Below are 13,025 nucleotides of genomic sequence, written 5' to 3'. Positions count from 1 at the left end.
CCTCGGGCCGTGGCGGCCCGACTACCCCTCCTTTTTTTCGCGGGGCCTCTTGACCCTCACGTCGCGTGAGGGCCTAGAGTCCCGTTCGTGGCTGCTGGAGAGCGCAAGGACAAGGGCGCGAAGAAGCGCGCGTGGAAGGTGGGAGAGCTGGCGAAGGCCACGGGGACGTCCATCCGGACGCTCCACTGGTACGACGAGATTGGGCTCCTCTCGCCGTCCGACCATTCACGGGCGGGGTATCGGCTGTACGGGGAGGGGGACGTGGCCCGGCTGCAGCAGATCTTATCGCTGCGGCAGCTCGGCATGTCGCTCGACGAGATCCGGGCCCTGCTCGCGCGGCCCGACGTCTCGCCGCTTTCCATCGTCCACATGCACATCACGCGTTTGCAAGAACAAATGGAGCTCACCCGGAAGCTCCTCGGCCGCCTGGAGGCGCTCGCCGCCTGGTTCGCCAAGAGCGAGCGCGTATCGGCCGACGAACTTTTGAAGACCATCGAGGTGATGAACATGATCGAGAAATACTACACGAAGGAGCAGCTCGCGGAGCTCGAGGCGCGGCGGCAGGCGTTCGGCGAGGAGGCGATGCAGGCCGTGCAGGCGGAATGGCCGGCGCTGATCGCGAAGGTCCGCGCGGAAATGGAGAAGGGCACGCCGCCGGAGGATCCGGCCGTGCAGGCGCTCGCCGGGCGCTGGATGGAGCTCGTCGAGATGTTCACCGGGGGAAACCCGGAGATTCGCCGGTCGCTCGAAACCATGTACAAGAACGAGCCCGGCCTCGCGGCGCAGCAGGGCCACGACCCGGCGCTCTACGATTACGTGCGCCGGGCGCAGGCCGCGCGAAAGAGGGGCACGAGCGCCTGATGAAAAAATAGCTTGTCCCGGCCGCACGTCCTGCCGTACCCTGGCGCCCCCTCGCGGGGCGAAGCATGGACGAGAATGGGTTTTACGAGCTCTTTCTGGGGGCCTGGCTCTTTGTCGGGCTCGTCGCGGCCGGGGCCTTCGTGGGGGATCGGCTCATCTCGTACGAGGCCGCGGCCAAGCTGAGCTCGTATGCGCGGCAGGCACGGGGCCGCGGGTGGTTCACGACGTCGAGGCTGCTCCTCGCGGCGTCGAGCGGCCGTCTGCCCGCGGCCTACGTGCAGGCTGAGATCGCGATGGCGCTCTATTACGCGGGCCGGGTGGAGGAGGCTTGCCGCGCGATCGACGACATCCCCGTATTCGAGGAGCCGAGCGGCGAGTTCGCCCTCTATGTCGTGAACCTGCTCGTCTGCGTGGATGTCGCCGCGGGGTATTACAAGCGGGCGCTTTCGCGTCGCGCGGCGTGGTCGCTCGCGCAGAACGACGCCATTTTATGCATCAACGAGGCCGAAGCGCTGGCGAACCTCGGCCGCTGGGAGGCGTCACTCGCGCATACACGGCGGGCCCTCGACACCGGCGACGCGCTCGCCCGCACGGGAGCGGCGCTGCACGGGACGTGGGTGCTCGCCTCGCAGGAGCGCGCCGAGGAGGCGCGCGCCCTGCTCGAACTCGCGTGTGAGAATGATCTCCCCGACGATTTCCGGAGCGAATACCATTTCGCCGAGGCCTTCGTGCGCCTCGCCGAGGGGGACCCTGAGGCTGCGCGGCGCGCGGTTCTCCGCGGGGATGCGGTCGCGCAGCGCGCGTCGTCGCGGCGCAATGCGCTTTTTTTGCTCGGCCGGATCGCAGCGCGCGAGGGCCGCTTCGAAGAGGCGCTCGCGCGGTTCGAGGAAGGCGCGCGGCATGTTTTCCGCGGACAGGGAGGGGATGGCCTGCTTGCGTGGGGCGATACGCTCGCGTCGCTCGGGCGGGCCGAGCGGGCGGCCGAAGTATGGCGGCTCGTGACCGAGCGGGATCCCGAGTCGTATACGGCGGCGCTCGCGCGGGAGCGCCTCGGCTAGGCTATTTCGCTTTCCAGGGACCGATCAACGGGGCTTGCCGAGGTGGAGCCCCGGCAGCCCGTCGAGGCTCGTCATGTTTTTCTTTTCCATATACTGCCGCATCCCCTCGGCCCCTTTGGTTTCTCCCCAATCCGTGAGCTGCGTACGTTCCCCGACGAACTCGTACAGGGGCACGCCATAGCCGCACGACGTCGCGATCCGCGTCGCCTCGATGCGCAGGAGTGCCCGTTCGTTCACGCGCGGCGGGCCGAAGGGCTCGCGTAGGGCGGCGAAGTGCGGGTCGTCCGGCTCGAAGGCCTCGGCGCGGCCGTGGATCCGCAAAATGCGCGGCGGGCCCTCGAAGGCGCAAAAGAGCAGCACGATACGCCCGTTCTCGCGGGCGTGGGCGATCGTCTCGACGCCGCTCCCCGCGAAATCCAGGTACCCGAGCGTGCGCGGGCCGAACACGCGCAGGGTATCGTAGCCCTTGGGCGAGAGGTTCACGTGGCCGTCGCCGGTGAGCGGCGCCGTGGCGACGAAAAAGACGTGTTGTCGCTGGATGAACTCGATGAGCTCGTCATCGAGGCTGTCATAGAGTTTTCCCACGGCCGACGAGGGTAGCAGACTCCGCGCGCTCCATGGTACGTAACGGCCATGGATCCCTCCGAAATCTGGCTTCGGCGCTGGCACGACGATCGCCCCGGGGCCACGTCGCGCGCGTTCCTCCGCGGAAAACCCTCGACCTACGAATGGCTCGCCGACCACGCGCGGCCGGGCGATCGCGTGCTCGATCTCGCGTGCGGCGACGGCGCGTTGCTCTCGCTGCTTCGATCCCACGGCATCCAGAGCGCCGTGGGGATCGATATGAGCGAAGGCGAGCTCGCGGCGGCGCGCGCGCGTCTCGGGCTGGAGGCGATTCTCGTCCAGGGGCGAGCGCAGGCACTTCCATTCGAGGACTCTTCGTTCGACCTCGTCACGTGCCACCTCGCGCTCATGTTGATGCGCCCCGTGGAGGAGGTCCTCGCCGAGGTGCGGCGCGTCTTGCGGCCCGGCGGGACCTTCGCGGCCGTGGTGGGCGGCCGCATCGCGGCGCCGAACGAGGATGCGTGGACGATGCTCGTGCGTCGCCTCCGCGAAGAGCCCTTCGAGGGGCCGTCGATCGGTGACCCTCGGACCTACAGCGAAGAGGGGCTCCGGGAGCTGCTCCAGCCTTTCGTGAACGTGCGGATCGAGCCCATCCACGTCGATCTGTCAGGCACGCCTGACGAGGTTTTCGCCCTGTTCCGGGAGACGTACGACGTCACTCGAATGGTGCCCGCCCGCGTGTCGGTCCTCGAAGAGGCCTTGCGCGCAGATTGGCAGGCCCTCCTGCGGCCGGACGGAATGCTGCCCTGCTCGATGGGGGTGCGGCGCATCACGGCCGCGACGGAGGCCTTTCGATAACGGGATCCTTGCGCCCGCGTGAATACGCGGGCAGGCTCCTGCAACGCACGGATCATCCACCTTGAGCCCCACCGCACGCAGCCGGATTCCGCTCTCGCTGCTCGCCGCGCTCGCCTTGCACGCGGCGGGGCTCCTGCTCGTGCGCGCCGTCCCGCCCCGCCCCCTCGAACTGTCGACGATCGGGCATGCCTTCGAGCGGGCCCCCGAGCTTTGGGTCGACCTCCGCCCGATCGAGCCCGCCGCGTCCTCGGAGCCCCCGCGTGGCGCCCTGGAAACGCCCCCGCCGGCTCCCGAGCCCGCGCTCCGCGTGGCGGTCCTTCCGCGTCGTACGACCTCGCAGACGTCCGCGCCGCCCGAGCCGAATTCGGGGTCTTCCCCGAGTCCTGCACCGCCCCCGGCCGGCGCTTCCGATTACGACGGCCCCCCGGACGAACCCCCGCGCGGAGGCGCCCTCCCGGCGCTCGCCGGTCCGCCGGTATGGGCGGTCCCGGGCGCCATGCCCCGCGAGGCGGCGCCGAAGCCCGCGCCCATTCGACCCACGGCGCAGGCCGTCCTCGCCGGGAGCGCCGAGCAGGCGAGATTCCCCGCGGCCGGGACGCTCGCGTCGGCCGTCACGGAGCAGGTCCGGTCTTCGAGTACGCCCCCCGAATCCGACAGCACGTTCCTCCTCACGCTCGACGCACGCGGGCAAATTGCCACCGTCGACGTCGTCGTGGCAAAGGGCGGCGATCGAAAAGAATGGGAGCGAATTGCTCGCGCCGTAAAAGATCAATTCGCGGGCCGCGTGTTCCCGATGCCGACCGCCTTCGCCGGCGGCGGGCGTGTGTTCGTCAGCGTGAAGAGCCAGCTCGTCTTGCCCGCCGGCACGAAGGACGTCGTCTCGAATCCCCGACCCACCCTGATGGGTGGCAACACGAGCATCGTCACGCTCCCCGGCGTGCGTGACGATCGGTTGTCGAGCCCCATGACGACCCACCTGCCCCCGGACGCCATCATGATTGGCTTCCAGTTCGATTTCGATGTCACCAACATCGGAGCGAGGCGGCGGCGCGTCGTGCACACGCGGGTCCACGCCGAGCCGGTCGGCGCCGCGACGCCGCCCCTCCCCGCGCCTTGAAAGGCGATGTTCAGGGGGTGGGCGTGCCGAGGTTCAAGAATGTAATGAGCTTCAGCGTGCGGCGCTTGATCTTCCAGGTGCCATTGACGCGGATGACCTCGTCCTCGTAGGTGCCGTTGGCCACGTCGATCGTGCCGTTGGGCAGGACGTGCGTCGCGTGCAGGTAGGAGGTCATCGTGGCCTCGTCCTCGTCGATCACGTTGATGTCGATGCTGCCGATGAGGTGTTGCGTCGACGTGTAACCGCTCGTGGTGAACACGCCTTCGACGAAATCGGCCCAGGCGTTCGCGCCGATCGCCGTGGAACTCGGCGGACCATTGAAGGGGGTCCCGGGGAAATAGACCGCGAGCTCCGCGTCGCTCTTGAAGCAGGGGGCGTAAATGTTCTTGCCGGCCTGCAGGTCCCCGCGCCCGATCGCGTCGGTCCCGAGCGCGTAACAAACCGGCAATTTTGCGATTTCCAGCTCGGCCGCGAGTTTCCACCCGTTCGGGGTGGGGGTAATGAATCCTGCAAACAGCGCCACGGCCGCCGCTGCCCCGGCCACCGTGAGAGCTACCTTCGCGCGCCGACCTACGGATGCAAATGAGGTCTTGGTCATATGGGCCTCCTTTAGGAACGTATGCCCCGAGTTTTCCACATAACTCCGTTTCTGTGCGCGACACAAGCGCCATTCTCTGAGAGCGCGCTTCCCGTTTTCGCGTGCGTCAAACGGCTGGCGGACTTGCGTGCGACGCGCAGCGCACATCTAGGCCGGCTTCGATACGCCTCGATTGACAAGGGTTCTCCCGTCGGCGCAATGTCCATCGACGCATGGAAACCGTCCTAGACGTACGCGCGCTCTCTTATGAGCGCTTCTTCCAGACCTCCGGCGACTTGCTCGCTGTGCTGGATCGGGGGGGACGCTTCGTGCAGGCGAACCGGGCATTCCGCGACGTGCTCGGATACGTGAAGGAGGCGCTCCTCGGGCAGTCGTTCTCGATGCTCGTGCACCCCGACGACGCAGCCGAGGTGCGTGCCTTTTTCGAGGGTGACGGGGAGGGCGACGCGACGCTCCGGATCACGAAACGGCTGCTGCATCGCGACCTCGGCGCCCGGGCGGTCACTCTTTCGCTCCGGCGCGTGACCGAGGACAAAGCAATCTACGTGATCGGGCGCGAGGTATACGCGCAGGAGAGCACGGACGCGGCCCGACGGCGCGAGGAGGTGCTTCAAAAGATGCAGGCGACGGCCCGGGTCGGCGGCTGGGAGGTCGACAACCGGACCGGAGACCTTTACTGGACCGAGGAGACGTACCGCATCCACGAGGTGCCGGCGGGGTTTCGGCCGGTCATCGAGACGGCCATCCATTTCTACACGCCCGAGGCGATCCCCGTCATTTCAGCCGCAGTCGAGGGCTGCATGCGGGGAGAGGCGTACGACCTCGAACTGCAAATCCTCACAGCCACGGGAAGACGCCTGTGGGTGCGCGCCTCGGGGCATCCGGTGTTCGAGGACGGAAAGGTGATCCGGCTGGTCGGGGCCTTCCAGGACATCGACGATTTCAAGCGGCGCGAGCTCGAGCTGCAAGAGAAGCTCGCGATCATCGAGGCGCAACGCTCGGCCATTCACGCGATGTCGGCGCCGATCATCCAGGTATGGGACGGCGTGCTCGCGCTCCCCGTCGTGGGGACGCTCGACGAGGCGCGCGCGTCCGAGATTACCGCGCGTATGCTCTCCGCCGTCGTGGCGCACGCGGCGACCTACGCGATCCTCGATCTGACCGGCGTGGAGAGCGTCGACGAGGCGACGGCCGACCACGTGGTGCGGATCATTCGCTCGATCCAGCTCCTCGGCGCGCAGAGCATCGTAACGGGCATTCGGCCGGCCGTGGCGCAGACCTTGATCTCGCTCGGCGCAGGGTTCGCCGGCGCGCGGACGGTCTCGAACCTCCGCGACGCCATCAAGATTTGCATGCGCGGAAAGTGACTCAGACCTCGGACCGCAGCATCCAGGCCTCGTAGGCGGGTACGCCGAGGCCCGCGAGCGACGGGAGGATCACCGTGTCGATTCGGTGGTGGAAAGCGTCGCTGCGGGCGCGCGCGGGCGCGAGGCCGAGGTCCCCGCGGAGAACCGCGTCCCCCGTATCCGAATCGGAGGCGCCGTGCGCGCGATCGTAGTGGGCGAACGTGTGCGCGAGGTCGGCGGCCAGCCATTCCTGCTCGTCGTCCGTGAGCCGCGGCAGCACGAGGCGCGCGAGCGCCCAGCCAAAGCGATCGTGCAGAATCTCGTCGCGGAGCAGGATCCGGAGCACCGCCTCGATGCAGGGGTTTTTCGCGTGGGCCAGGAGGACCCGCAGAATGGCGACCGAGGCCGACTCGCCGACGCAGAACATCGACGTCGTCCAGCGCGCCACGAAGAGGTGGGCGGGCAGGTCGTTGCGGTGCAAGCGGAGATCGTTGGGCTTCAAAGCAACGCCGTCGTGCCCGCCGAGCGCGTCGGCCACGCGCGCGCAGAGCTCGGTGTGCCGGGCCTCGTCGGAGAGCAGGCGCGACGCGGCGGTCGTCACTTCGAGGGGCAGGCCCACCTCCCCGAACCGCGCGATGAGCTCACCGAACACGATCATCGATCGGTACTCGGCGACCGTCCGCGCGGCCCACGCGCTCCGGGCGATTTCCACGTCCTCGGCGTCGAGATCGTCGGCCCTCAAACGATCCCAGGGCGGCACCTCGTAGCCACGATCCAGCATGCGACGGTGGAGCGTGCCGAAGAGGCGCACCGTGGTGCCGAGAGGAACCGGCGTTCGCATGGGGGCCCGGGGTTTTTGGGGTCAGCGCTGGTCGGGCGCCGTGTTGATCGTCTGGCCGGGATCCGGCGGATTGAACTTGGCGCCGCCGTCCGCGGGTTTCGGCGTGTTGACGTGATGGGGCGCGATGGGGCTCTGGCCGGGGGGCGTCGTCGCGTCGGGCTGCGGCTGCGTGGGGTCCGCCGTCGGGGCCGCGGGGGGCTCCTTCATCCGATCGTTGATCGGGTGTTGCTCCTCGCGGGGCGGCTCGTTGATCGTCTCCTCGGGCGGGCCGCTCATCCGATCGTTGATGATCGGCTTCGCGCAGCCGGCCGCCGTCGTGGTGATGGCCGCCGCGGCGACGAGACGCGCCCGGATGCGTGCGAGACGGGCCGGATCGATCGACATGATTCGAGGCTACCCCTTTTTCGAGGCCTTGATAAGACGCATCAGCCCGAGGCCCTCTTCCGCCTTGCCGACGCGTTGTTTGTACACGGTATCGGCCAGCATTTTGCGCGGGTCCTCGGCGTTCGCGATCCGCTCGAAGCGCGTGGAGACGTCCGGGCCCGCGATGGTGATCTCGAGCGTGTCGCCTTCGATCCGGACGCGCACGCCGAGCGGGCCTTGGCGGTCCCCGTCATGCTCCATCACGTCGGTGACCATCTCGATGACGGCCATGTTGGCCTTCGAGGCGATCGACCGTGCGAAAAACATCCCGAGCAACTCGAAGACGAAATTCGCGACGAGCCCCGCCACGTCGCCCGTGATGTGTTCGAGCGGATCGATGGTCAGCGAGAAGGCGATGGCCGTCTTCCTGGGGTTCTCCACGGCCATGGTGAACGTTTGCTCGTTGCCCGTCATCGCCTCACCCCCCGGCATCGTGTCCGCATCGTACCACGTCCCGACGCCTCGAAAAAAAATCGACCACGCCCTGTCACGCCTGCCGGGGGCGCGGGTTCTCTGCTCATGAAAGGACGGCGAAGAAGCTGTCCGGAATGAAACGAGAGGAGCGAGCCATGAGTGGTTTCAGCCTGGTTCAGTTCATGTGCGAGGGTGGATTCGGGATGTGGATGGTTCTCGCGGCCGGCTGTGCGGCCCTCGGCGCGGCCGTGCGATATGCGGCGGCCCCCGACCGCGGCAAACTCGCGTTCACCGCGGCCCTCTCCGCGACGACGGTGATCGCCACGATCGTCGGTGTGTGGACGAACGTCGGCGCCGTGCTGTCCTTCCTCGAAGATCCGGCGCGCGCGCCGGACGCGGACGTCACGCGCATCTTGCTCACGGGCCTGAAGGAGGCCGGGCGACCCGGGACGTTGGGCGGGCTGCTCTTGACCCTGGTCGCGTTGGTGGTGTCCGTGGGCGTGCTCCGGAGCGCGCGGATCGGCGCAGGCGCGCGGGGAGCGGAGGGCCGGGCGGCGATCGCGTGATCGTCAGGCCGCCTTCTTGCGGAGCGGGCCTTCTTGTTTCCCTTTTTCGAGGTCACGTTTCGCTTGCCGCCGCGTTCGCTCCTTGGCTTTGCCGGGGGCGGGCGGCGGCACGGCCACGCCGGCGCGGCGCGCTTTGGAGAGGGCGATCGCAATGGCCTGCCGGGGGTTTTTCACCCCGTGTTTGCCCTCCTTGACGTGCTCGATCTCCTCGCGGACAAACTCGCCGGCCTGCGTGGTGGGTGCTTTGCCCTCGCGCTGATCCCGCCGGGCTCGCTCGATGGTCTTTTTCTCGGGCATGGGAGCCTCCGCATATCGCGTGGGGCCCGGCGTCGGCGGCGGCAAGGCTCTACCCGCTCATACCGGAAACTGCGTGAAGACACGCGCCACGACCGGGTGCGCCTCGGCCCGCTCCGCCGCGGCGATGCAGCGCGGCGCGACGTCGCGGATCTTCTCGCGCCCGGGGCGCCAGCGGGAGATCATCGCCGCGTAGACGTCGAGGATCGTCATGGATTCCCCCAGCAAATAGGTTCCGGGCGAGATCCCCTGCTCCAGCGAGCGCCAGCAATCGAGCGTCCGCTGCACGGTCGCCGCCTTGAGCTCGGTTTGCGCGCCCTCGTCCTTCACCCACCGCGCGGGGAAATCGCCGACGGTGTACATCGGATAGATGCTGGACACGAAATAGACGAGCCAGCGCAAAAATGCCGGCCTTTTCGGGTCGCCGGGCGGCGGGGCGAGGGGCGTCTGCGGGTGGCGTTCGAGGAGCCAGAGGAGGATGGCCGCGCTCTCGGTGAGGACCTGGCCGTCCGGGAGCACGACCGTAGGCACCTGCGCGAGGGGGTTCAGCGCGCGCAGCGCGTCGAGCGCAGGGCCGGGTGTCCAGGGCTCGACCTCCCGGCGCTCGTAGGTTTCACCGAGGAGCTCACACGCGGCCTCGACCACCACCGAGCCGCACCCCTTGCATCCGTAAATCGTCAACATGGGCGCGTCTTCGCGCGGATCGACCGTCGATGCAAGCGCCGCGCAAAATCGCGCGCGGCGTGGAGCGGCGCGCTAGGGGCTGCACTTCCAGACCTCGTTCAGGTCCTTGGCGAGGGAGTAGAGCGCCACGTTGGCGTGCTCGTAAAACCCGTTCGCGTACGGGTTCGGGCAGCCTGCCATTCGTTTGGCTTTGCTGACCTGCTCCGGCACCTCGCTGTGCCAGAAAAAGAGGTTGTAGATCGGAATGAAGATCTTCCACGGCTTGAAGTTGTCGTCCTGCGTGTAGGCCTGCAGCTCGCTCAGCATGGCCCACGCGACGTAGACGCCGTAGAAGCAAAAGAAGCTGAACACGAGGACCATCACGGGATCCCGCGTCGTGCCCTTCGGGCCGGCCATCCCGTTGTACGCCGCGGGCACCAGGCCAAACTGCGCGGGGGCCGGGTAGTTCCCGAACCCTTGCGGAGGCGGCCCCCATCCCTGCTGCTGCGGAGGGGCGCCCCATCCTTGTTGCTGCGGGCCCGGATACCCTTGCTGCATGCCCGGATACCCTTGCGGCGCGCCCCACCCCGGGGGCGGAGCTGCTCCCTGAAGGTGATTGCCGCACTTGATGCACGTGGGCGCGCCATCGACGTTCGGCGTACCACAGGTCGGACAGAACACGCACCAACCTCCCTCGGGGGATTCGCGAAAAAGCGCGCAAGCACCGGCTTGCGTCGCCCTCCCCGCGCCATCCATGCGGCGCGGAGCGCGGAAGAGCGTACCGAGGATGCCTTGACTTCACAAGCAGGAGATGGTCCCCGCCGTCGAGGTCTGCTCCTCGGGAGCCTCGTCGCGGGCGCGGGCTGCGCGGACGAGCCACCCCCGCACGTCACGGGCGCCGATGCCCCGGGCTACGAGGTCGTGCCCGAATGATTGAAGCCGCCAGCCGGACAGACCCTCGGCGAGGCCGTCGGGGGAGGATCAGGGCAACGTGTGCGAAAGTTTGCTCCAAAATGTGAAGCCTCGATTCCTGCCGGCGCCTCTTTCCCCGCGACCCGGGGGTTGGTAGATTCACGGTTGTGCCCCTGCGCTTCCTGCTCCTGTTCTCCGCGGCTGCCCTGCAGATCGGCTGCGGTGCGGACCCTTCCCCGCCGTCCGCGCCTTCACCGTCCGCGCCTCCGCTGCCCGCGCCTCCGCCGCCCGCGCCCGAAGCGGCGTCGGAGAAGGGCCGTATGGTGTTCATTCACGGCGCCGGCAATGGCAAGGATGCCGGCGAGATCACGGCGCACGAGGCAGGCTGCCAGAAAAACGAGCTTGCGAGCTGTCATGCGCTCGGACTCGCCCTGATGACGCCGAAGGACAAGGAGGGGGACAACAACAAGCGCGCGTTCGCGGCATTCGAAAAGGGATGCCAGGGCGGATATGCGCCGAGCTGCAACGGCCTCGGGGTGATGTACATCCAGGGAATGGGCGTCCCCCGTGATGTCGGGCGCGCGATGGAGCTCTACAAAAAAGCCTGCGAGGGCGAGGTGAGCACGGCGTGCCTGCACGTGGCCATGGCCTACGAGGAAGGTCGCCATGTCACGGCGGATTGGCCGGCGGCGATTCGTTTTTACGAAAGCGCCTGCGCCCAAGGCGCGACGCAAGGCTGCAACACGGCGGCGAAGGCGTTCGCGGAGGGCGACAGGGTCGCGCGGGATCCGGAGAAGGCGCGCAAGTTGTATGACCGTGGCTGCCAGGAAGGCGACGAGGACGCGTGCAAGGAGCGTGACAAAATCAAATAAACGTGAACGATTCGAGCCTCTCCTGCGCCACGCGCTGAGGAGTCATCTTCCGTCGGGCTCCGGAGGACGTGCGCACTGGATCCGGATCGATTGCACGACGTCGCTCTGCGCCAGCCTGGACACGACGACGAACGGGTCCTTCGCGGGGGAGCTCATGTTGAATTGGCCTAGCACGTAGCTCCCGAGCATCGGCGTCGGCGGCGGGCAGGTCTCGACGAAGCGGCGCACCGCGCTGGCCGGGAGGTCCGTCGTGCCGGTGATCGAAAGCGAGCCCTCGCTGCAACGCGGGTCGTTCAGGGAAAACGCGCCCTGGATTTTCTTCCGGAATGGCTCGGGGAGCGCTTCCTTCTGCGGGTAGCCGCGATATTCATCACAACGCGTGGGCCACCCGGCGGGGTTCTTGATGCGCATCTCAACTTCCCGGGTCGCGTACGCCGTTCCATCGAAATCGACCGGATCGGCCCCGAGGGAGCGCCAGGCGTGCGTCGGGCCCGTCTTCGCCTCGATCTCGGAGGAGAGCAGGTACTCGGTCGCATGGAAATACACGTCGATGCGCGAGTGCGGGAGCGTCAGCATCGCCGGTTCGTCGTGGTGGAGCCGGCCGCTCCTGCCCACGCCGCCCACGACCGACGCACCCGCATACGTCTCGAGCACGCGGGCGACGAGCTCGCACGCCGATTCGCAATGCCGCCCGACCACCACCGCGATCGGCGGGGGCGCCGAGGCGCTCGTCGTGGAGGGTGTTCCGAGGAGCGCCTGCCATGGAGCGGGATCCCGCGATTCAGCACGATATTTCGCTCGATAGGCATCGACGTATCGTGTCAGCGCGGGTGCGCGGCGGATCTCGCGGAGAGGTGCGAGGGGCGAGCGTCCCGTGAGACCTTCGAGCCACGGGAGGAGCGGCCGAGGATCGTGGCCCCACGCCGCACGCATGTCGATCACGATGCCGCTCGCGCGCGTTCCTTGCGTGAGGTCGGTCGAGAGCCGCGCCCATGCAGGATCGTAGGCATTTGAAAGGTCGCGGATCGTGAGGGTTGCAATGCCCGACGGCGCGACGCTGACCTCGTAAGGCGCCCTCGTCGGATCGGCGGCCGGCCGCGGGGTGAAGTACGGATCGCAATGCCACATCTCGTCGGGCGGACGCGCGCAGAAGCCTACGCGCTCGCCGATCGAGAGGAGGGCGTGGTGGGTGCTGTCCACCGCATAAGGTGCGAGCTTCAGGAGCAAGCCGAAGTGGTGCTGCTCGAACGCCAGCGCTTCTTTTCGATCGGGCGTGCGCGGAATGAAAAAGAGGTCGATGGCAGTGGAGAGTGCCGCAATGTCTTCGCGCATGGCCGCGAGGTCGACGCGCCGCTCTTCATTCCGCCGCATCGCGCGTTTCCTCTCGGCCCATGGCGTCTCCGCGACCCTCGCCGTGATCGACAGCGGGCCGTACGGACGCTCGGCCTCCGGAATGGGCTTCGCCGGAGCGGGCGCTTCCGCGGAGGTCGGCGCGGCGGGAGCTTCGTTCCAGGCCGGCGTACGCGGGCCCGCCGTTGTCGGCGGCTTCCCGCACGATACGGCGGTAAGGAGCAGCGCGGACATCGTCGAGGCTCGAACCGCAGGCATCGCCACGAATTTAGTCGACCGCCCTGCGGA

General features: G+C 68.0%; 17 protein-coding genes. 8 read left to right on the top strand and 9 right to left on the bottom strand.

Annotation, left to right across the window (positions count from 1 at the left end):
* Positions 1 to 87: 87 nt before the first annotated feature.
* Together E8A74_RS07250 and E8A74_RS07245 are read left to right on the top strand one after the other, a co-directional pair.
* Complete coding sequence (locus tag E8A74_RS07250) at positions 88 to 861, top strand: MerR family transcriptional regulator (protein ID WP_136928188.1); 774 nt, start codon at positions 88 to 90, stop codon at positions 859 to 861.
* A 65-nt stretch (positions 862 to 926) separates the two neighbouring features.
* Positions 927 to 1,919, top strand: coding sequence for a tetratricopeptide repeat protein (locus tag E8A74_RS07245; RefSeq protein WP_136928187.1), 993 nt, complete (start codon positions 927 to 929; stop codon positions 1,917 to 1,919).
* Between the two features lie 24 nt (positions 1,920 to 1,943).
* Here E8A74_RS07245 and E8A74_RS07240 read toward each other — a convergent pair whose 3' ends face one another.
* Entirely contained in the window at positions 1,944 to 2,504 is a 561-nt protein-coding gene (locus E8A74_RS07240) for a pyridoxamine 5'-phosphate oxidase family protein (protein WP_136928186.1), read from the bottom strand.
* 48 nt (positions 2,505 to 2,552) lie between these two features.
* Between E8A74_RS07240 and E8A74_RS07235 the strand changes: the two genes are divergently transcribed.
* Positions 2,553 to 3,341 carry a class I SAM-dependent methyltransferase gene (locus tag E8A74_RS07235; protein WP_136928185.1) on the top strand — a complete coding sequence of 263 codons (789 nt, stop codon included), beginning with the start codon at positions 2,553 to 2,555 and terminating at the stop codon, positions 3,339 to 3,341.
* Between the two features lie 61 nt (positions 3,342 to 3,402).
* A complete protein-coding gene (locus E8A74_RS07230) occupies positions 3,403 to 4,458 on the top strand; it encodes a hypothetical protein (protein WP_136928184.1) in 1,056 nt (351 codons plus the stop codon).
* A gap of 10 nt (positions 4,459 to 4,468) precedes the next feature.
* Here the strand turns inward: E8A74_RS07230 and E8A74_RS07225 are convergent, their stop codons facing one another.
* Positions 4,469 to 5,056, bottom strand: a complete 588-nt coding sequence (locus E8A74_RS07225) for a nuclear transport factor 2 family protein (RefSeq protein ID WP_136928183.1) — start codon at positions 5,054 to 5,056, stop codon at positions 4,469 to 4,471.
* Positions 5,057 to 5,268: 212 nt separating this feature from the next.
* Here E8A74_RS07225 and E8A74_RS07220 point away from each other — a divergent pair, with 212 nt between their 5' ends.
* Complete coding sequence (locus E8A74_RS07220) at positions 5,269 to 6,423, top strand: PAS domain S-box protein (protein ID WP_136928182.1); 1,155 nt, start codon at positions 5,269 to 5,271, stop codon at positions 6,421 to 6,423.
* 1 nt (position 6,424) lies between these two features.
* On the opposite strand, the gene E8A74_RS07215 is transcribed toward E8A74_RS07220, so the two are convergent.
* Genes E8A74_RS07215 through E8A74_RS07205 form a run of 3 tightly spaced genes read right to left on the bottom strand, consistent with a single transcriptional unit; the run spans position 6,425 to position 8,098 of the window.
* A complete protein-coding gene (locus E8A74_RS07215) occupies positions 6,425 to 7,243 on the bottom strand; it encodes a hypothetical protein (protein ID WP_136928181.1) in 819 nt (272 codons plus the stop codon).
* A 21-nt stretch (positions 7,244 to 7,264) separates the two neighbouring features.
* Positions 7,265 to 7,627, bottom strand: coding sequence for a hypothetical protein (locus tag E8A74_RS07210; RefSeq protein ID WP_136928180.1), 363 nt, complete (start codon positions 7,625 to 7,627; stop codon positions 7,265 to 7,267).
* Positions 7,628 to 7,636: 9 nt separating this feature from the next.
* Positions 7,637 to 8,098 (bottom strand): hypothetical protein, encoded by a 462-nt coding sequence (locus E8A74_RS07205; protein ID WP_136928179.1) that lies wholly within the window; start codon positions 8,096 to 8,098, stop codon positions 7,637 to 7,639.
* A 137-nt stretch (positions 8,099 to 8,235) separates the two neighbouring features.
* On the opposite strand from E8A74_RS07205, the gene E8A74_RS07200 reads away from it, so the two are divergent.
* Entirely contained in the window at positions 8,236 to 8,646 is a 411-nt protein-coding gene (locus E8A74_RS07200; protein WP_136928178.1) for a hypothetical protein, read from the top strand.
* Positions 8,647 to 8,649: 3 nt separating this feature from the next.
* Here the strand turns inward: E8A74_RS07200 and E8A74_RS51970 are convergent, their stop codons facing one another.
* The 3 genes from E8A74_RS51970 to E8A74_RS07190 all read right to left on the bottom strand — a co-directional run bounded on the left by E8A74_RS51970 (position 8,650) and on the right by E8A74_RS07190 (position 10,284).
* A complete protein-coding gene (locus E8A74_RS51970; protein WP_170228926.1) occupies positions 8,650 to 8,943 on the bottom strand; it encodes a DUF6496 domain-containing protein in 294 nt (97 codons plus the stop codon).
* Positions 8,944 to 9,000: 57 nt separating this feature from the next.
* Complete coding sequence (locus tag E8A74_RS07195; RefSeq protein ID WP_136928177.1) at positions 9,001 to 9,624, bottom strand: glutathione S-transferase family protein; 624 nt, start codon at positions 9,622 to 9,624, stop codon at positions 9,001 to 9,003.
* 72 nt (positions 9,625 to 9,696) lie between these two features.
* Complete coding sequence (locus E8A74_RS07190; protein ID WP_170228925.1) at positions 9,697 to 10,284, bottom strand: zinc ribbon domain-containing protein; 588 nt, start codon at positions 10,282 to 10,284, stop codon at positions 9,697 to 9,699.
* 111 nt (positions 10,285 to 10,395) lie between these two features.
* Here E8A74_RS07190 and E8A74_RS51965 point away from each other — a divergent pair, with 111 nt between their 5' ends.
* Both E8A74_RS51965 and E8A74_RS07185 read left to right on the top strand, forming a co-directional pair.
* Positions 10,396 to 10,536, top strand: coding sequence for a hypothetical protein (locus E8A74_RS51965; RefSeq protein ID WP_170228924.1), 141 nt, complete (start codon positions 10,396 to 10,398; stop codon positions 10,534 to 10,536).
* 146 nt (positions 10,537 to 10,682) lie between these two features.
* On the top strand, positions 10,683 to 11,387 hold the full coding sequence (locus tag E8A74_RS07185; RefSeq protein ID WP_136928175.1) for a tetratricopeptide repeat protein: 705 nt from the start codon (positions 10,683 to 10,685) through the stop codon (positions 11,385 to 11,387).
* 42 nt (positions 11,388 to 11,429) lie between these two features.
* Here E8A74_RS07185 and E8A74_RS07180 read toward each other — a convergent pair whose 3' ends face one another.
* A complete protein-coding gene (locus E8A74_RS07180) occupies positions 11,430 to 12,758 on the bottom strand; it encodes a hypothetical protein (RefSeq protein WP_136928174.1) in 1,329 nt (442 codons plus the stop codon).
* Between the last annotated feature and the right edge of the window lie 267 nt (positions 12,759 to 13,025).

It is taken from the genome of Polyangium fumosum (assembly GCF_005144585.1).
GTDB classification, from domain to species: domain Bacteria; phylum Myxococcota_A; class Polyangia; order Polyangiales; family Polyangiaceae; genus Polyangium; species Polyangium fumosum.
This window is presented reverse-complemented; position numbering and strand designations above follow the sequence as displayed.